Below are 19,391 nucleotides of genomic sequence, written 5' to 3'. Positions count from 1 at the left end.
CGAGACGCGAGTGCGGAGCTGACCATGGCAAACCCCACCGACAAGATCGTTGGCGCACTGCGGGAGTCTCTGAAGGAGACGGAACGACTGCGCCGGGCCAACCAGCAACTCACCGCGGCCTCCCGCGAACCCATCGCCATCGTGGCGATGAGCTGCCGCTACCCGGGCGACGTACGCGGCCCCGAAGACCTGTGGGAACTGGTCACCGGGGAACGCGACGCCATCTCCGGCTTCCCCGGCAACCGCGACTGGGACCTGGAGAACCTCTACGACCCGGACCCCGACCGCCAGGGCACCGTCTACGCCACCGAAGGCGGCTTCCTCCATGACGCCGACCGGTTCGACCCGGCCTTCTTCGGGATATCGCCCCGCGAGGCCACCGTAATGGACCCCCAGCAACGGCTGCTGCTGGAAACCTCGTGGGAGGCGTTCGAACGCGCCGGAATCGACCCGGGCACCCTGCGCGGCAGCCGGACCGGTGTTTTTGTGGGCGCGGCCTACCAGGGCTACGTCCCCGACTGGCCCCATATGCCCGAGGGGCTCGAAGGCCACCTGGTCACCGGTATCTCCGCCAGCATCATGTCCGGCCGGATCGCCTACACACTGGGCCTGGAGGGCCCGGCCGTCACCCTCGACACCGCGTGCTCGTCCTCGCTGGTGGCCCTCCACCTGGCCTGCCAGTCACTGCGCCAGGGCGACTGCTCCCTGGCGCTCGCGGGCGGCGCCGCCGTGATGGGCGCCCCCATGGGGCTCATCGGCTTCGCCCGGCAGCGCGGCCTCGCCCGGGACGGCCGCTGCAAGGCGTTCGCCGAGGGCGCCGACGGCATGGGGCTCGGTGAGGGCGTCGGCATGCTGCTCCTGGAACGGCTGTCCGACGCGCGTCGCAACGGCCATGAGGTGCTGGCGGTCGTCCGTGGCTCCGCCGTCAACCAGGACGGTGCCAGTAACGGCCTCACCGCTCCCAACGGCCGTTCCCAGCAGCGGGTGATCCGCCAGGCGCTGGCCAACGCGTCCCTGTCCCCGGAGCAGATCGACGCGGTCGAGGCACATGGCACCGGCACCCCGCTGGGCGACCCGATCGAGGCCGGTGCGCTGCTCGCCACCTACGGCCAGGACCGGCCGTCGGACCGTCCCGTGCTGATCGGCTCGCTGAAGTCCAACATCGGCCATCCGCAGGCGGCCGGAGGCGTCGGCGGTGTCATCAAGATGGTCCAGGCGATGCGCCACGGGGTGCTGCCCAGGACCCTGCACGCCGAGGAGCGCTCCTCCCGGATCGACTGGTCCGCGGGCGCGCTGGAACTGCTGACCGAAGCCCGGGCCTGGCCGAGCACCGAGGAGCCCCGCCGCGCCGGTGTCTCGGCCTTCGGGGCCAGCGGCACCAATGTGCACACCATCATCGAGGAGGCGCCCGAGGTCCCCGAGGCCACCTCCGAACCGTCCGCGGGCCCGGCCGAAGTGGCCCCGGTGGGCGGGGGAGTGGTGCCGTGGACACTGTCGGCCAAGAGCGGCGCGGCGCTGCGGGCGCAGGCGGAGCGGCTGCTGTCGCATCTCACGGCGCGGCCCGAGCTGTCCCCGGCCGATGTGGGGTACTCGCTCGCCACCAGCCGCGCCACCTTCGACCACCGCGCGGTGGTGGTCGGCGACAGCCGTGCCGCGCTGATGAGTGGCCTGGAGTCCCTGGCGTCCGCGGGCGCGTCGTCGGCGGTCGTACGCGGCGAGGGCACCCTCGCCGCCGACACCCGGCCCGTGTTTGTGTTCCCCGGGCAGGGGTCGCAGTGGGCTGGGATGGCGGTTGAACTCCTCGACAGCTCCGTGGTGTTCGCTGAGCGGTTGGGTGAGTGCGAGTCGGCGTTGTCGGCGTTTGTGGACTGGTCGCTGGCGGGTGTGCTGCGGGGTGAGGGTCCGGGGTTGGAGCGGGTGGATGTGGTGCAGCCCGCGTTGTGGGCGGTGATGGTGTCGTTGGCCGGGGTGTGGCGGGCGTGTGGGGTGGAGCCCGCGGCGGTGGTGGGGCATTCGCAGGGTGAGATCGCGGCGGCTGTGGTGGCGGGCGCGTTGTCGTTGGAGGACGGGGCGCGGGTGGTGGCGCTGCGGTCGCAGGCCATCGCCCGCGGGCTGGCGGGCCGGGGCGGGATGATGTCCGTCTCGCTGCCCGTGGACGAGGTGCGCGAGCGCGTCACCGCCTGGGACGGGCGGATCTCCGTCGCGGCGGTCAACGGCCCCGGTTCGGTGGTGGTGTCCGGCGAGCCGGAGGCGCTGCGTGAACTCCAGGCCGAGTGCGAGGCCGAGGACGTACGCGCGAAGCTGGTCCCGGTGGACTACGCCTCGCACTCCGCACAGGTCGAGGAGCTCCGCGAGGAACTGCTCGGCCTTCTCGCCCCCATCCGTCCGCGCACGTCACGCATCACCTTCCACTCCACCGTCACGGGTGCGCCGGTCGACACCGCCGGGCTGGACGCGGGGTACTGGTTCACCAATCTGCGGGAGACGGTGGAGCTGGAGTCGGCGGTGCGGGGGTTGTCGGCCGCTGGGTTCGGGACGTTCCTGGAGATGAGTCCGCATCCGGTGCTGACGCTGCCGGTTCAGGCCGCGGTCGAGGATGCGGTCGTGGTGGGTTCGTTGCGGCGTGATGAGGGTGGTCCGGCGCGTTTGCTGGCCTCGCTGGGTGAGGCGTTCGTGCGTGGTGTGGCGGTGGACTGGGGTGCGGTGCTGTCGGGGGTGGGCGCGTCGGTGGTGGAGCTGCCGACGTACGCCTTCCAGCGGCAGCGGTACTGGCTGGAGGGTTCGGCCCAGCCGTCGGCGGCCGAAGTCGACCCGGCGGACGCGGAGTTCTGGGACACCGTCGAGCGCGGAGACCTGGAAGCCCTCGCCACCGCACTGGACGTGGACGCCGAGGAATCTTCGCTGGCGATGGTGATGCCGGCGCTCGCCGCATGGCGCCGGGCGCGCCGTGAGCGTTCCGCCCAGGACGCCCTGCGGTACCACATCACCTGGAAACCCCTGGGCGATGTGCTCGCCACCTCGCAGATTCCGCCGTCGTCCGGTGCCACGTGGCTCATCGCGGCCCCGGCCGGTGTCCCCGAGGGCGAGCTCATCGCCGGGGCGCTGCGGGCCCACGGCGCCGCTGCCCGGGTACTGGAACTGACCGAGGCCGACGCCGTACGGGGCACGCTCGCCCAGCGCCTCGGCCCGGAGACGGCGGACACCCCGCCGACCGGTGTGCTCTCCCTCCTCGCCCTCGCCGAGCAGCCGTACGGCGCGGACACCGCCCAGCCGACCGGCCTGGCCCTCAACCTCGCCCTGCTCCAGGCCCTCGGCGACACCGGCGCCGACATCCCGCTCTGGTACGCCACCCGCGGGGCGGTGTCCGTCGGCGGCGCGGACCCGCTGGACCACCCGCTCCAGGCCCTGACCTGGGGGCTGGGCCGGATCGCGGCCGTGGAGTACCCCCAGCGGTGGGGCGGACTGCTGGACCTGCCCCATACGCTCGACGACCGCGCCACCGCCCGGCTGTGCGCGGTGCTCGCGGGCGCGCTGGACGGCGAGGACCAGGTGGCCGTCCGCGGCTCCGGCACCTACGGACGCCGGCTGGTCCACGCCGCCACCGCGGCCCCCGCCACCCCCGGCCGATGGCAGCCGCGCGGCACCGTACTGGTCACCGGCGGAACCGGCGGTCTGGGCGCCCATGTGGCGCGCTGGCTGGCGCACGGCGGCGCCGAACGCCTGGTGCTCACCAGCCGCCGCGGCCCGGACGCCCCCGGCGCCGTCGAACTCGCCGACGAGCTGCGCGCGTCGGGCGTCCGCGTGACCGTGGCCGCGTGCGACGTGGCCGACCGCGACGCGCTGACGGCACTCCTCGCCCGGCTGGACCACGACGAGGCGCCGCTCGACGCCGTGGTGCACGCCGCGGGCGTCCTGGACGACGGGGTGCTCGACACCCTCACCCCGGAGCGGGCCGACGGTGTGCTGCGTCCCAAGGTGGACGCGGCCCTGCATCTGGACGAACTGACCCGGGACCGCGAGCTGTCGGCCTTCGTGCTCTTCTCCTCCTTCGCGGGCACGCTCGGCGGCCCCGGACAGGGCAGCTACGCGGCCGCCAACGCCTTCCTCGACGCCCTCGCCCAGCGGCGCCGCTCCCAGGGCCTCGCCGCCACCTCCGTCGCATGGGGCGCGTGGTCCGGTGGAGGTCTGGTCGACGAGGCGGTCGAGGCACGGCTGCACGCCACCGGTATGCCCGCGATGGCACCGGAATCAGCCATCAGCGCCCTTCAGCGCGCCCTCGGTGTGGCCGACACCTACGTGGCCGTGGCCGACATCGCATGGGACCGGCTCATCGCCGCCACCCCGGCGTCGGCGTCCGCCGCCGTTCTGCGTGAACTCCCCGAGGTGCGAGAGCTGTCGGAGCGGGGAGCGGACACGGTGGACACCACCGCGGGCGACGCGGCGGCCCCCCTCGCGCGGCGGCTCGCCGGACTCTCCCCCCAGGAGGCAGAAGAGGCCCTGACGGACCTCGTCAGCACCGAGGTGGCCGCCGCGCTCGGCTACCCGGACGCCTCCGCCGTCGAAGCGGGCCGCGCCTTCCGCGAGCTGGGCTTCGACTCCCTGACCGCCGTCGATCTGCGCAACCGGCTCGGCGCCGCCACCGGGCTGCGGCTGCCGGTCACCCTCGTCTTCGACTATCCGAACGTCACCGCCCTGACGGGCTTCCTGCTGGCCGAGACCGGTGCCGCCGGTCCCGACGAGGCCGACGCCCCGGTGGGTACGGCAACCGTGGGCGCGGCGGCGGACGCCGACCCGATCGCGATCGTGGCGATGAGCTGCCGTCTCCCCGGTGGGGTCCGTACCCCCGAGGAGCTGTGGCAGCTGCTCATGGACGGCCGCGACGCCATCGGTGACTTCCCCACGGACCGTGGCTGGGACATCGACGGCCACTTCGACCCCGACCCCGACAAGCCCGGCACCTTCTACGCCACCGGTGGCGGTTTCCTGTACGACGCCGATCACTTCGACCCCGAGTTCTTCGGTATCTCCCCGCGCGAGGCCCTGGCCATCGACCCACAGCAGCGGCTCCTGCTCGAGACGACCTGGGAGGCCTTCGAACGGGCCGGGATCGACCCCGCCACGGTGAAGGGCAGCCGCACCGGCGTGTTCATCGGCGCGAGCTACAACGACTACGGATCGCGATTCCAGCGCGCGCCCGAGGAGTTCGAGGGCTACCTCGCCACCGGCAGCGCGAGCAGCGTGGCCTCCGGCCGTATCTCGTACGTCTTCGGGCTGGAGGGCCCGGCCGTCACCACCGACACCGCCTGCTCGTCGTCGCTGGTCGCCCTCCACCAGGCGGCGCAGGCACTGCGGCAGGGCGAATGCTCGATGGCGCTCGCGGGCGGGGTGGTGGTGATGTCCACCCTGGACACCTTCATCGAGTTCAGCCGTCAGCGCGCCATGGCCCCCGACGGCCGCTGCAAGGCGTTCTCCGCCGACGCGGACGGCGCCGGGTGGGCCGAAGGCGTCGGCATGCTGCTGCTGGAACGGCTGCCGGACGCGCAAGCCAACGGCCATGAGGTGCTGGCCCTCGTCCGCGGTTCCGCCGTCAACCAGGACGGTGCCAGCAACGGCCTGACCGCTCCCAACGGACCGTCCCAGCAGCGGGTGATCCGGCAGGCGCTGGCGAGCGCGGGACTCACGGCCACCGGGGTGGACGCGGTCGAGGCACACGGCACCGGCACCTCTCTGGGCGACCCCATCGAGGCCCAGGCTCTGATGGCGACCTACGGCCAGGGGCGGGACACCGACCGGCCGCTGTGGCTGGGCGCGCTGAAGTCCAACATCGGCCACACACAGGCCGCGTCCGGTGTGGCCGGGGTCATCAAGATGGTGCTGGCGCTGCGGCAGGGGCTGCTGCCCAGGACGCTGCATGCCGATGAGCGCTCGCCGAACGTGGACTGGTCGGCCGGTGCCGTGGAGCTGCTGACCGACGCCCGGGACTGGCCCGAGACCGGAGGACGGCCACGGCGCGCGGGTGTCTCCGCCTTCGGTGTCAGCGGGACCAATGCGCATGTGGTGCTGGAGCAGGGCCCGGTGGCGGAGCTCGCTGAACCGGCCGTGCGGCCGTCGGTGGTCACGGACGTGGTGCCGTGGGTGGTGTCGGGTCGTGGTGAGGGGGCGTTGCGGGCGCAGGCGGAGCGGTTGCGGGCGTATGTGGTGGCGCGGCCGGAGCTGTCGCCGGTGGATATCGGCTACTCACTGGCGCTGAGCCGTTCCGCGTTCTCCCACCGGGCCACGGTGGTCGGCTCCGACCGTGAGGAACTGCTGCGTGGGCTGGCGGACCTGGCCTCGGGTGTGGTGCCGGGGGCCGCGGCCGTGGACGGAGCGACCGCGTTTCTGTTCACGGGTCAGGGTGCGCAGCGGTTGGGGATGGGGCGTGAGTTGTATGGCGTTTTCCCGGTGTTCGCTGAGGCGTTTGATGAGGTGTGTGGGGAGCTGGATCGTCATCTGGATGGTTCGGTGCGGGAGGTGGTGTTCGGCCAGGATGCCGGGGTGCTGGATCGGACGGTGTTCACGCAGTCGGGGTTGTTCGCCTTCGAGGTGGCGTTGTTCCGGCTGGTGCAGTCCTGGGGTGTGGGTGCGGACTTCCTGGTCGGGCATTCGGTGGGGGAGCTGGTGGCGGCGTGTGTGGCGGGGGTGTTCTCGTTGGAGGATGCCTGTGTTCTGGTGGCGGCTCGGGGCCGGTTGATGCAGGCGTTGCCGGAGGGTGGCGCGATGGTGTCCCTCCAGGCCGCGGAGGCCGAGGTGCTGCCGCATCTGGAAGGTCTTGAGGGCCGGGTGAGTGTGGCCGCGGTCAACGGGCCCGCCGCGACGGTCATCTCCGGTGATGAGACCACCGTGTTGGAGATTGCGGAGGCGGTGGGTGTCAGGAGCAGGCGGCTGCGGGTGTCGCATGCGTTCCACTCGCCGCTGATGGAGCCGATGCTCGCCGAGTTCGCCACGGTCGCGCACAGCATCGGCTATGGGGCACCTGCGGTCCCGGTCGTGTCGAATGTGACCGGTGAGCCGGCGGGTGGGGAGTTGTGTTCGCCGGAGTACTGGGTGCGTCATGTCCGGCGGGCGGTGCGTTTCGCCGACGGTATCCGCACCCTGCAGGCCCAGGGCGTGAGCCGTTTTGTGGAGCTGGGTCCGGCCGGTGTGCTCTCCGGTATGGGTCAGGAATCCGTGGCCGGGACCGAGGCCGTGTTCGTTCCGTTGCTGCGCAAGGACCGTGGTGAGGTCGAGGCGCTGCACTCCGGGATCGGCCGGGTGCATGCTCATGGTGGTCCGGTCGACTGGGAGCGGGTGTTCGCCGGCCGTGGCGCCCGTCGCGTCGAGCTGCCCACCTACGCCTTCCAACGTCAGCGCTACTGGCTGGACGCGCCCGCCACCGTGGGCGATATGACCTCGGCCGGTCTGGGGGCGGCGGAGCATCCGCTGCTGGGCGCCTCCGTCGAACTGGCCGGTACCGACGGTCTGGTGCTGACCTCGAGCCTGTCCGTGCGCAGCCAGCCGTGGCTGGCCGACCACGCCGTGTCCGGTGTGGTCCTCTTCCCCGGCACCGCCTTCCTGGAGCTGGCCCTCCAGGCCGGTGACCAGGCCGGCTGCGACCATGTCGAGGAACTGACCCTCCAAGCGCCACTGGTCCTCCCCGAGCGCGGCGCCGTCACCCTCCAGCTGGTCGTCGATCCGCCGGACGAGAGCGGCGTCCGTTCGCTGACCGTCTACTCCCGCCCGCAGGACACCAGCACGGGCGCGGGCGCGAACACCGGTGCGGAGCTGCCGTGGACCCAGCACGCCAGCGGTGTGCTGGCCCCCGGCGCGGCCGACGGCTCGTACGACCTGGGTGGCGTATGGCCCCCGCGCGGTGCCGAACCGATCGATGTCACGGACCTGTACGAGCGGTTCGCCGAGCACGGCTTCGACTACGGCCCGTCCTTCCGGGGGCTGCGCGCTGCCTGGCTGCGCGGGGACGAGGTGTTCGCCGAGGTGCGGCTGGCCCCGGAGCGGCAGTCCGACGCCACCGCGTACGGGCTGCATCCGGCCCTGCTGGACGCCGCGTTGCACACCATCGCGCTCGGCCCGATGCTCCAGGCGGGAGAGGGACGGCTGCCGTTCTCCTGGACCGGGGTCTCGCTGCACGCCGCCGGGGCGGGCGAGGTGCGGGTGCGGCTGACGCCGAACGGCACCGACACGGTCGCGCTGACCGTGGCCGACGCCATCGGGCGACCGGTGGCCACGGTCGAGTCCCTGGTGCTGCGCAAACGTCCCGAACGGCTCGGCGACGCGGGCCCCGGCGGCCTCGGCGATGCGCTCTACCGGCTGGACTGGGTGGCCGCGTCCGGGGAGCCCGCCGAGCCGGAGCGGCTCACCACCGAGGACTGGGGCCTGCTCGGCGACGACGATTTCAAGCTGGTCGGCCTCGATGTGCGCGGCTACCGTGACCTTTCGGCGCTGCTCGCCGAGGCCGCCGAGATGCCCGCCACCGTGCTGGTGCCGTGTGTGCCGGAGCCCGGGGGAGTGGCCGACTCGGTACGGACCGCATGCCGCCGGGCGCTGGAACTGGTGCGGGCGTGGCTGACCGAGGAGCGGTTCGCGGATTCCCGGCTGGTGTTCGTGACCCGTGGCGCGGTGACCGTCGAACCCGGCGCCGATGTCCCCGATCTGGCGCACGCCGCCGTCTGGGGGCTGGTGCGCTCCGCGCAGTCGGAGAACCCCGACCGGTTCACCCTCGTCGACCTTGATGAACACGACCGCTCCAGCTCCGCCCTGACCACCGCCCTGGCGCTGGACGAGCCGCAGTCGGCGATCCGTGAGGGTGTTGTCAGCGTGGCTAGGCTGACCACGGCAAGCAGGTCCGCCACCACCCTCACGCCCGCGGAGTCCACTGACGGGGCGCCCGCGTGGGATCCGCGGGGCACCGTGCTCATCACCGGCGCCACCGGCACCATCGGCGGGGTCATCGCCCGCCACCTGGCCGCCGAGGGAGGTGTGCGCCATCTGCTGCTCGCCGGGCGGCGTGGCCCGGAAGCCGACGGTGCCGCCGAACTCGTCGCCGAGCTCACCGAGTTGGGTGCCGATGTCACCCTGGCCGCATGCGATGTGTCCGACCGGGAGGCGCTGGCGAAGCTGCTGGCCACCGTCCCCGAAGCACATCCGCTGACGGCGGTCGTGCATGCGGCCGGGGTACTGGACGACGGTGTGGTCTCCTCGCTCACCCCCGAGCGGGTGGACCGGGTGCTGCGGCCGAAGGTCGACGCCGCCGTGAACCTGTACGAGCTGACCCGCGAGCTGAACCTCTCCGCCCTGGTGCTGTTCTCCTCCATCGCGGGCACCTTCGGCGGTATGGGCCAGGGCAACTACGCGGCGGCCAACGCCTTCCTGGACGCCTTCGCCCAGCACTGCCGTACCCGGGGCCACCCTGTCCAGGCGCATGCCTGGGGGCTGTGGGCCCAGCGCAGTGAGATGACCGGCAAGCTGGCGGACACCGATCTGACCCGGCTGGCGCGCGGTGGCATCGTGCCGTTCTCCTCGGCGGACGGGGCCCGGCTCTTCGACGCCGCGCGGGCCGTGGACATCGCGGTCGTCCTGCCGATGCGGCTCGACACCGCCGCGCTGAGGGCGCGCTCCGGGCCGGTCCCGGCGCTGCTGCGCGGGCTGGTGCGGACCTCCGCGCGGCCGCCCGTCCGGCGGGCCGCCGCGGGCACCGCAACCGGTGGCGGCCCCGACGGGCCCGAAGGGCTCAAGAGGCATCTGTCGGGCCTGCCGGAGGCCGAGCGCGGCCGCTTCCTGCTGGATCTGGTCCGTACGACCGTGGCCGGGGTGCTCGGCTACGAGGGGGTGTCGGCCGTCGAGGCGGAGCGCGGACTGCTGGATCTCGGCTTCGACTCGCTCACCGCCGTCGAACTCCGCAACCAGCTGGGCAAGGCCACCGGGCGTCGGCTGCCGGTGACCCTGCTCTTCGACTACCCGACCTCGAAGGCGATCGCCCAGTTCCTGGAAGCCGAGATCGCGCCGGAGGCGTTCTCCGCCGCCGGCACCGGCTTCCCCGAACTCGACACCCTGGAACGGGGCCTGGCCCGTATCACCGCGGACGACGGGGCGCGCGAGGCCCTCGCCTCCCGGTTGCAGGACCTGCTGGCCCAGCTCGGCCAGGTCCAGGAGAACGCGGACGACGCGGTCTCCACCCGCATCGACGCCGCCTCGGACGATGAAATCTTCGACTTCATCGAGAACGAACTCGGCCTGTCCTGACGGTGCTCAAGTGCTCACGAACGGAATTCAGACAGATGGGCGGTAAACGGTGAGCGAGGCAAAGCTCCGCGACTACCTCAAGCGCGTGACCACGGATCTGCACCGTACGCGCCGGCGCGTTCAGGAGCTCGAGGACAGGGACCGGGAGCCGATCGCCATCATCGGGATGGCGTGCCGCTACCCCGGTGGGGTGGCGTCGCCCGAGGAGCTGTGGGAGCTGGTGGCGAACGGCCGTGACGCGGTGTCCGCCTTCCCCGCCGACCGCGGCTGGGACCTGGACGCGCTCTACGACCCGGACCCGGACAAGCCGGGGACCAGCTATGCGCGCGAGGGTGGTTTCCTCGACGGCGCCGACCTCTTCGACCCGGCGTTCTTCGGGATCTCGCCGCGCGAGGCCCTGGCCATGGACCCCCAGCAGCGGCTGCTGCTGGAGACCGCGTGGGAGGCCATGGAGCGCGCCGGGATCGACCCCGCCACGCTGCGCGCCGGCCGCACCGGTGTGTTCGCCGGGGTGATGTACCAGGACTACGCCACCCGGCTGCGGCAGGTGGCCGACGATGTCGAGGGATACGTCGGCAGCGGTGGTTCGGGCAGTATCGCCTCCGGCCGGATCGCCTACACCTTCGGTCTGGAGGGCCCCGCCGTCACCGTCGACACGGCCTGCTCCTCCTCGCTGGTGGCCCTGCATCTCGCGGCGCGGGCACTGCGCAACGAGGAGTGCGGGCTCGCCCTGGTCGGCGGGTCGATGGTGATGTCCACCCCGGTGGCCTTCGTCGACTTCAGCCGCCAGCGCGGACTGGCCTCCGACGGCCGCTGCAAGGCGTTCTCCGCTGACGCCGACGGCACCGGCTGGGGCGAGGGCGTGGGCATGCTGCTGGTGGAACGCCTGTCGGACGCACGGCGCAACGGACACCGGGTGCTCGCGGTCGTCCGGGGCAGCGCCGTCAACCAGGACGGTGCGAGCAGCGGGCTCACCGCACCCAACGGCCCCTCCCAGCAGCGGGTCATCCGCCAGGCGCTCGCCGACGCCGGACTCACCGCCGCCGAGGTGGACGCGGTGGAGGCACACGGCACCGGCACCTCACTGGGCGACCCCATCGAGGCGGGCGCGCTGCTCGCCACCTACGGCCGGGAGCGGCCCGGGGGCCATCCGCTGTGGCTGGGCTCGCTGAAGTCCAACATCGGCCACACCCAGGCGGCGGCCGGGGTCGGCGGGGTCATCAAGACGGTGATGGCGCTGCGCCACGGGGTGCTGCCCAGAACCCTGCACGCCGAGAAGCCGACCCCCAACGTCGACTGGTCCACTGGCGCGGTGGAGCTGCTGTCCGAGGCCAGGGCGTGGCCCCGGCCGGAGGACGAACGGCCGCGCCGCGCCGCGGTGTCCGCCTTCGGATTCAGCGGCACCAACGCCCATGTGATCCTCGAGCAGGCACCTCCGGAAGAGACCACCGAAGCGGAGACCACCGAAGCGGAGGGCACTGCCACGGCGGAGGCCACGCGGCCCGTCGCCGTGGGCGGTGTTGTCCCCTGGCCGGTGTCCGGGCGGTCCGAGGAGGCGCTCCGGGAGCAGGCCGAACGGCTGCGCGCGTACGTGGAGCGTTCGCCCGAGGTGTCCCCGGTGGACATCGGCTACTCGCTGGCGGTCACCCGCTCCGTCTTCCCGCACCGCGCCGTCGTCACCGGACGTGACCGGGAGGAGCTGCTGAGCGCGCTGGAGCGGCTGGCCACGGGCGTCGACTCCGGCGCGGTGGCCGCCGCCGGCGGGACCGCGTTCCTGTTCACCGGGCAGGGCGCACAACGGCTCGGCATGGGACGTGAACTGCACACCGCCTTCCCCGTGTTCGCCACCGCCTTCGACACCGTCTGCGCCGCACTCGACCGCCGTCTGGGGGGCCATGCCGACCGCCCGGTGCGCGATGTGGTCTTCGGCGAGGACGCCGGGGCCCTGGATCGGACCGTGTACACCCAGACCGGCCTGTTCGCCGTCGAGGTGGCGCTCCACCGGCTGGTCGAATCCTGGGGAGTGGCCCCGGACTTCCTGGTCGGCCACTCGGTGGGCGAACTGGCGGCGGCCCATGTGGCGGGCGTGTTCTCGCTCGAGGACGCCTGTGCCCTCGTCGCGGCCCGCGCGCGGCTGATGGACGCGCTGCCCGCCGGGGGTGCGATGGTCTCCCTCCAGACCGGTGAGGCCGAGGTGCTGCCCCATCTGGAGGGCTACGAGGACCGGGTGACCCTGGGCGCGGTCAACGGCCCGGCCGCCACCGTGATCTCCGGCGAGGAGCGGGCGGTCCTGGAGGTCGCCGCCGCCGTCGGCGCCAGGAGCAAGCGGCTGCGGATCTCCATCGCCTCCCACTCCCCGCTGGTGGACCCCATGCTCGCCGCGTTCGGCGAGGTGGCCGCCTCGATCACCTACGCCGCGCCCCGAACCGCGGTGATCTCGAACGTGACCGGGAAACCGGCGGGCGAGGAGCTGTGCACCCCCGAATACTGGGTGCGCCATGTGCGCCAGGCGGTGCGGTTCGAGGACGGCATCCGTTCCCTCGAGGCCCAGGGCGTGACCCGCTATGTGGAGATCGGCCCCGCCGGTGTGCTGTCCACCATGGCGCAGGAGTGTGTGTCCGACGCCGAGGCCGCCGCGTTCGTACCGCTGCTGCGCAAGGACCACCCCGAGGCCGAGGCGCTGCTGTCCGGCATCGGCCTGCTGCACGCCCATGGCGGCCACATCGACTGGGAAAGCGTGTTCGCGGGCCGTGGCGGGCACCGCGTCGAGCTGCCCACCTACGCCTTCCAGCGGCAGCGCTACTGGCTGGACGCACCCGCCACCGCGGGCGACATCGCCTCCGCGGGTCTGGGGGCCGCCGGCCATCCGCTGCTGGGCGCCGCCGTCGAACTGGCCGAATCCGACGGTCTGGTGCTCACCGGAAGGCTGTCGCTGGCCGCCCAGCCGTGGCTGGCCGACCACGCCGTCGCCGGCACGGTCCTCTTCCCCGGGACCGCCTTCCTCGAACTGGCCGTCCAGGCGGGCGACCAGGTCGGCTGCGACCAGGTGGAGGAGTTGACCCTCCAGGCGCCGCTGGTCCTCCCCGCACGGGGCGCGCTGACCCTCCGGGTGACCGTCGGCGCGCCCGACGACGGTGGAAGGCGCCCGCTGCACGTCCACTCCCGCCCGGACGGCGCCGGGTTCGGCGAACCGTGGACCCCGCACGCCAGCGGCACCCTCGCCACCGGCGAACCGGTGACCCCGGAGGAGCTGACGGCCTGGCCCCCGCCGGACGCCACCGCACTCGACGTCGACGACATGTACGAGCGGTTCGCCGCGAGCGGCTTCGGCTACGGCCCCGCCTTCCAAGGCCTGCGGGCGGCCTGGCTGCGCCGCGACGAGGTGTTCGCCGAGGTGCGGCTCGGCCAGGAGCAGCGGCAGTCCGCCGCCGGGTACGGCATCCACCCCGCCCTGCTCGACGCCTCGCTGCACGGCATCGCCCTGGGCACGCTGTTCGACGGCGAGGCCCCGGACACCGCGCAGGGGCGGCTGCCGTTCTCCTGGACCGGGGTGTCCCTGCACGCCACCGGGGCCGACGAGGTCCGGGTACGGATCTCCCCGGCCGGAGCCGACACCGTGGCGCTCGCGGTGGCCGACCCCGAGGGCCGCCCGGTGGCCACCGTCGACGGCCTGCGGCTGCGGAAGATGACCGGTGACCAGCTCAGCGGGGCCCGCGCGGCCGCCAGTGAGTCGCTGTTCCGGCTCGACTGGCCCGTCCTCGCCACCACCGCACCGGCCCCTCCGCTCAGCCGCGCCGCACTCATCGGCGACGACGGGCTCAAGGTGACCGAGGACCTCTTCGAGGCCGGGGTCCACCTGGAGTCGTACGCGGACCTGGAGTCGCTGGGGGCCGCGGTCGACGCGGGTACGGCCGCGCCCGCCGCGGTCCTGATCTCCTGCGCCCCCGAGCCCGCCGAACTGGCCGGTGCGGTACGGACGTCGGTACACACCGCGCTGGATCTGGCGCAGAGGTGGCTGGCCGACGAGCGGTTCGCGGATTCCCGGCTGGTGTTCGTGACCCGTGGCGCGGTGGCCGCCGGACCCGGCGCCGATGTCCCCGATCTGGCGCACGCCGCCGTCTGGGGGCTGGTGCGCTCCGCGCAGTCGGAGAACCCCGACCGGTTCACCCTCGTCGACCTCGATGAACACGAGGACTCGGTGCGCGCCCTCCCTGCCGCGCTGGCCTCCGGTGAACCCCAGACGGCGCTGCGCGCCGGGCGGCCGCACACCCCGCGGCTGGCCCGAGCGCAGGGCGGCGGTGCCACGGACCGCGTACTGGACCCCGAGGGCACCGTCCTGATCACCGGCGCCACCGGCACCCTCGGCGGTCTGCTCGCCCGCCATCTGGTGACCGGGCACGGTGTCCGCCATCTGCTGCTGACCAGCCGCCGCGGGGCCGCCGCCGGGGGTGCCGGTCAGCTCCGCGACCAGCTCGTCGCGTTGGGTGCCACGGTGACGGTCGCGGCCTGCGACACCGCCGACCGGGAGGCCCTGGCGGCGCTGGTGGCCCAGGTGCCCGCCGACCGTCCGCTGACCGCGGTGTTCCACACCGCCGGGGTACTGGACGACGGGGTGGTCTCCTCCCTCACCCCGGAGCGGGTGGACCGGGTGCTGCGGCCGAAGGTCGACGCCGTGCTCAATCTGCACGAGGTGACCCGGGACCTGGATCTGTCGGCGTTTGTGCTCTTCTCCTCCGCGGCCGGTGTCCTCGGCGGCGCCGGACAGGGCAACTACGCGGCGGCCAACGGCTTCCTGGACGCCTTCGCCCAGCACCGCAGGGCGCTGGGGCTGCCCGCCCACTCCCTGGCCTGGGGGCTGTGGGCGCAGACCAGCACGATGACCGGGGCGGTGGACACCGCCCAGGCCGCCCGTTCGGGAGTGGCCGCGCTCTCCTCCGAGCAGGGCATGGAACTGCTCGACACCGCCCTCGCCCTCGACACCCCGCTGCTGGTCCCGATGCGGATCGACCTCGTGGCGCTGCGCGCGGGCGCCGGATCGGGATCGGTGCCGCTGCTGCTGCGCGGACTGGTCCGCACCCCGGCCCGGCGGGCGGGCGCGGCCGCCCGGGAGGGCGCCTCCGGTGGCACAGCGGCGCTGTCGGACCGGCTGGCCGGGCTCTCCGAGGACGAACAGTCCGCGATGCTGGTCGAGTTGGTGTGCGCCCAGGTGGCCACCGTGCTCGGCCATCCGGACCCGTCCGCCGTCGGTCCCGGCCACGAGTTCGTGGACTCCGGCTTCGACTCGCTCACCGCGGTCGAACTGCGCAACCGGCTGAACGCGGCCACCGGTCTGCGGCTCCCCGCCACGCTGGTGTTCGACCACGAGACCCCCACCGATCTGGCCGCCCGGCTCCGCACCGAGCTGGCCGCCGCCCGGCAGTCGGCGCCCGCGGACGGCGGTGCGGCACCGGCGCGGACCGCATCCGCCGGGTCCGGGGAGTCGACCACGCTCAGCGCGCTGTACACCCAGGCGTTCGAGACCGGGAAGTGGAAAGAGATCTTCGATCTGCTGCACGCCACCGCCGCGCTGCGGCCGAGGTTCACCTCCACCGCCGAGCTGGAGAGGCTGCCCACGCCGGTCAGACTCAGCAAGGGCCCGGCCGAGGAGCACCTGTTCTGCTTCTCCTCCTGCCTGGCGGTGGCGGGCATCCACCAGTACGCCCGGTTCGCCGCCTCACTGCGCGGCCGCCGCAATGTGTCGGCCCTGGCGCTGCCGGGCTTCGGCCGCGGTGAGGCGCTGCCGGAGACCGCGGGCGCGGTGGTGGCCGCGCAGGCCGAGGCGGTGGCCCAGGCAGCCGACGGGGCGCCGATCGTACTGCTCGGCTCCTCGGCGGGCGGCTGGTTCGCCCAGGCCGCGGCCGGACATCTGGAGCGGATGGGCCTCAGCCCCGCCGCCGTGGTGCTGGTGGACACGTACGTGCCCAAGAGCAGCATCCTCAACCAGTTCGGACTGTCCCTGATGGACGGGATGACCGAGCGCGAGGGCGTGTTCGTCACCATGGACGACGACCGGCTGTCGGCCATGGGGTGGTATCTCAACCTGTTCGGCAGCTGGGAGCCGGAGCCGATCCGCACCCCCACCCTGCTCGTCCGCGCGCTGGAGCCGCTGTCCACCGGGTCCCTGAAGCTGGAGGAGCTGCCCGACTGGCGGTCCTTCTGGGAGCTGCCGCACGACATCGTCGATGTGCGGGGCAATCACTTCACCATGATGGAGGACCACTCCACCCCCACCGCGCAGGCCATCGAGGACTGGCTGGAACGCCTCGCGCGCGACCGGCGCTGATCCGCGCCACGGGTGCTGACCGCCTCCGCACGGCTCCGTACGCACCGCTCCCTGCCCACCGTTCCGCCCCGCTCCGTACGCACCGCGAAAGGAACACCGACAGCCATGGCGTTGCCCGCTGCCGACGAGAGCCTGTGGTTCCGCCGGTTCCACCCCCGCCCGGAGGCCGAGATCAGCCTGGTCTGCCTGCCGCACGCCGGAGGGGCCGCGAGCTTCTGGTTCCCGCTCTCGGAGCTGCTGCCGCCGACCGTGGAGGCCCTGGCCGTCCAGTACCCGGGGCGGCAGGACCGGCGGCACGATCCGCATATCGAGAGCGTCCACGAGATGGCCCGCGAGGTCTTCGAGGCGCTCGAACCCCTGGCCGCCGAACGGCCGTTGGCGCTCTTCGGCCACAGCATGGGCGCCAGCGTGGGGTTCGAACTGGCCCGGCTGCTCGAAGCGGAGCGGGACACCGTGCCCGCGGTGCTCTTCGCCTCGGGCCGGCCCGCGCCCTCACGCCACCGCAGCAGGGGCATCCACCGGCTCGACGACGCCGGGATCATCTCCGAACTCCAGCTCGTCAGCGGCACCGACGCCCGGATCCTCGGCGACGCCGAACTGCTGCGACTGGCGCTGCCGTCCATCCGGAGCGACTACAAGGCGGCCGAGACCTACGCGTACCGGCCCGGCCCCAGGCTGCGCTGCGACATCGTCGGGCTCATCGGCGACAGCGACAACCGGGTCGCGGTCGAGGAGGTGGCGAGCTGGCAGGAGCACACCTCCGGCTCCTTCCGGCTCGAGGTCTTCCCCGGCGGCCACTTCTACGTCGGGGAACAGAAGGCAGCGGTGGCCGGGGTCATCGCGGACACCCTGCGGGCGTACACCGCCCGCGACGGTCTACCTATCGACTGAGAGAGAAGCCGACGATGCGTATCCTTTTCACGACGGTGTCCGAGAAGTCGCACCTGTACACCATGGTGCCGCTCGCCTGGTCCCTGGTGGCCGCGGGCCACGAGGTGCGGGTCGCCAGCAACCCCGCCCTCACCGAGGCCATCAAGAGCACCGGTCTGACCGCCGTTGCGGTGGGCAAGGACCACAACCTGCACGAGATGCTGACCCAGAACCGGGACTCCCTGGAGAACCCGCTGTCCGACTGGTCCACCCCGGACCTCGAACACCACTCCTGGGAACAGGTGCTGATGAAGTTCAGGGTCAGTGTGATGTTCGCCTACCAGACCTACAACGACTGCATGGTCCACGAGCTGGTGGCCTACGCTCGCGACTGGCGGCCGGACCTCGTCATCTGGGATCCGGTCACCTATGCCGGACCGGTGGCGGCCAAGGTGTCCGGCGCCGCCCACGCCCGGCTGCTGTGGTGCATCGACATCTACTCCGCGATGCGCGACGTGTTCCTGGAACGGCTCGCGGAGCAGCCCGAGGAACGCCGGGAGGACCCCCTCGCCGACTGGCTCGGCGGCATCCTCGCCCGCTACGGCTGCGCGCTCGACGAGGAGGACGTGGTCGGTCAGTGGACCATCGACCAGATCCCCGCCAGCCTCCAGCTCCCGCTGACCGTCGACCGCGTCCCGGTGCGCTATCTGCCCCACAACGGCCCCTCCGAGATCCCCGACTGGCTGAGCGAGCCCCCGGCCCGCCCGCGGGTCGTCCTGACCTCCGGGGTGTCCGCCCGCGCCGCGCTGGGCGGCACCTTCATGCCCCTCGCCGACATGATCGGCACCCTGGGGGAGATGGACATCGACGTGGTGGCCGCGGTGCCGCCGGAAGAGGTGGCGGCCCTGGAGACGGTCCCCGCCAACACCCGCGTCGTGGACTTCGTCCCGCTGCACGCCCTGCTGCCCGGGGCCTCGGTCCTCATCCACCACGGCGGCTTCGGCTCCTGGGGCACCGCACTGGTCAACGCCGTACCGCAGTTCATCCCCACCATGCGCTACGCCGACTGGTGGAACAAGGCGACGAGTCTGGCGGAGGCCGGGGCCGGGCTGGCCGTCCACGCCTCCGAACTGACCGCCGAGGGGCTGCGGGAGAGCGTGACCCGGCTGCTGGAGGAGGACTCCTTCACCAAGGCCGCCGAACGGCTGCGGGAGGAGAACCTGGCCGCCCCCACCCCACACGACCTGGTGCCCGTACTGGAGCGACTCACCGCGGAGCGCCGCCGGTGAAGATCCGTGAGCTGGCGGTGCCCGGCGCCTGGGAGATCACTCCGGATGTGCACCGCGACGACCGCGGCGCGTTTGTCGCGCACTACGTGGCCTCCGCGTTCACCGAGGCCATCGGCCACCCGCTGCGGCTGGGCCAGAACCACCACAGCGTCTCCCGGCGCGGTGCCGTCCGCGGGGTGCACTACGCGGACGTTCCACCCGGCCAGGCCAAGGTGGTGACCTGCACCGGCGGCGAACTGCTCGATGTGGTGGTGGACCTGCGGACCGGATCGCCCACGTTCGGCCGCTGGGACAGTGTGCTGCTGGACCCGGTGTCCTGCCGCGCGGTCTATCTGGAGGAGGGGCTCGGCCACGCCTTCGTCGCCCTCCAGGACACCACGGTGGCCGCCTATCTGAACTCCGAGGAGTACCACCCGGCCGCCGAGCACGAGATCAACCCCTTCGATCCGGCGCTCGGCCTGCCCTGGCCCGACGACATGGAGCATCTGGTCTCCGAGCGCGACCGGAACGCCCCGACGCTGGCCGAGGCCGAGCGCGCCGGAGTGCTCCCGTCCTACGCGGTGTGCCGGGCGCCGCACCGGCGGGGTGGCTGATCCGGTATCCACCGATCGGCTGATGCGGCCCATCGGCCGGTC

At 72.9% G+C, this 19,391-nt stretch carries 5 protein-coding genes; all 5 read left to right on the top strand.

The window, feature by feature from the left end:
* Window positions 1-24: 24 nt before the first annotated feature.
* The 5 genes from HUT19_RS04125 to HUT19_RS04105 all read left to right on the top strand — a co-directional run bounded on the left by HUT19_RS04125 (window position 25) and on the right by HUT19_RS04105 (window position 19,349).
* Window positions 25-10,275, top strand: a complete 10,251-nt coding sequence (locus tag HUT19_RS04125) for a type I polyketide synthase (RefSeq protein WP_176179118.1) — start codon at window positions 25-27, stop codon at window positions 10,273-10,275.
* 49 nt (window positions 10,276-10,324) lie between these two features.
* A complete protein-coding gene (locus HUT19_RS04120; RefSeq protein WP_176179117.1) occupies window positions 10,325-16,597 on the top strand; it encodes a type I polyketide synthase in 6,273 nt (2,090 codons plus the stop codon).
* A gap of 105 nt (window positions 16,598-16,702) precedes the next feature.
* Entirely contained in the window at window positions 16,703-17,488 is a 786-nt protein-coding gene (locus HUT19_RS04115) for a thioesterase II family protein (RefSeq protein WP_176179116.1), read from the top strand.
* A gap of 14 nt (window positions 17,489-17,502) precedes the next feature.
* Window positions 17,503-18,756, top strand: coding sequence for an activator-dependent family glycosyltransferase (locus HUT19_RS04110; RefSeq protein WP_176179115.1), 1,254 nt, complete (start codon window positions 17,503-17,505; stop codon window positions 18,754-18,756).
* Window positions 18,753-19,349 carry a dTDP-4-dehydrorhamnose 3,5-epimerase family protein gene (locus HUT19_RS04105; protein WP_176179114.1) on the top strand — a complete coding sequence of 199 codons (597 nt, stop codon included), beginning with the start codon at window positions 18,753-18,755 and terminating at the stop codon, window positions 19,347-19,349. The genes HUT19_RS04110 and HUT19_RS04105 overlap by 4 nt, the downstream gene beginning before the upstream one ends.
* Window positions 19,350-19,391: the final 42 nt, after the last annotated feature.

Source organism: Streptomyces sp. NA02950 (genome assembly GCF_013364155.1).
In the GTDB taxonomy this organism is placed as follows: domain Bacteria; phylum Actinomycetota; class Actinomycetes; order Streptomycetales; family Streptomycetaceae; genus Streptomyces.
The sequence above is the reverse complement of the archived record's forward strand: the minus strand, read 5'-3'. Positions and strand labels throughout refer to the sequence as shown.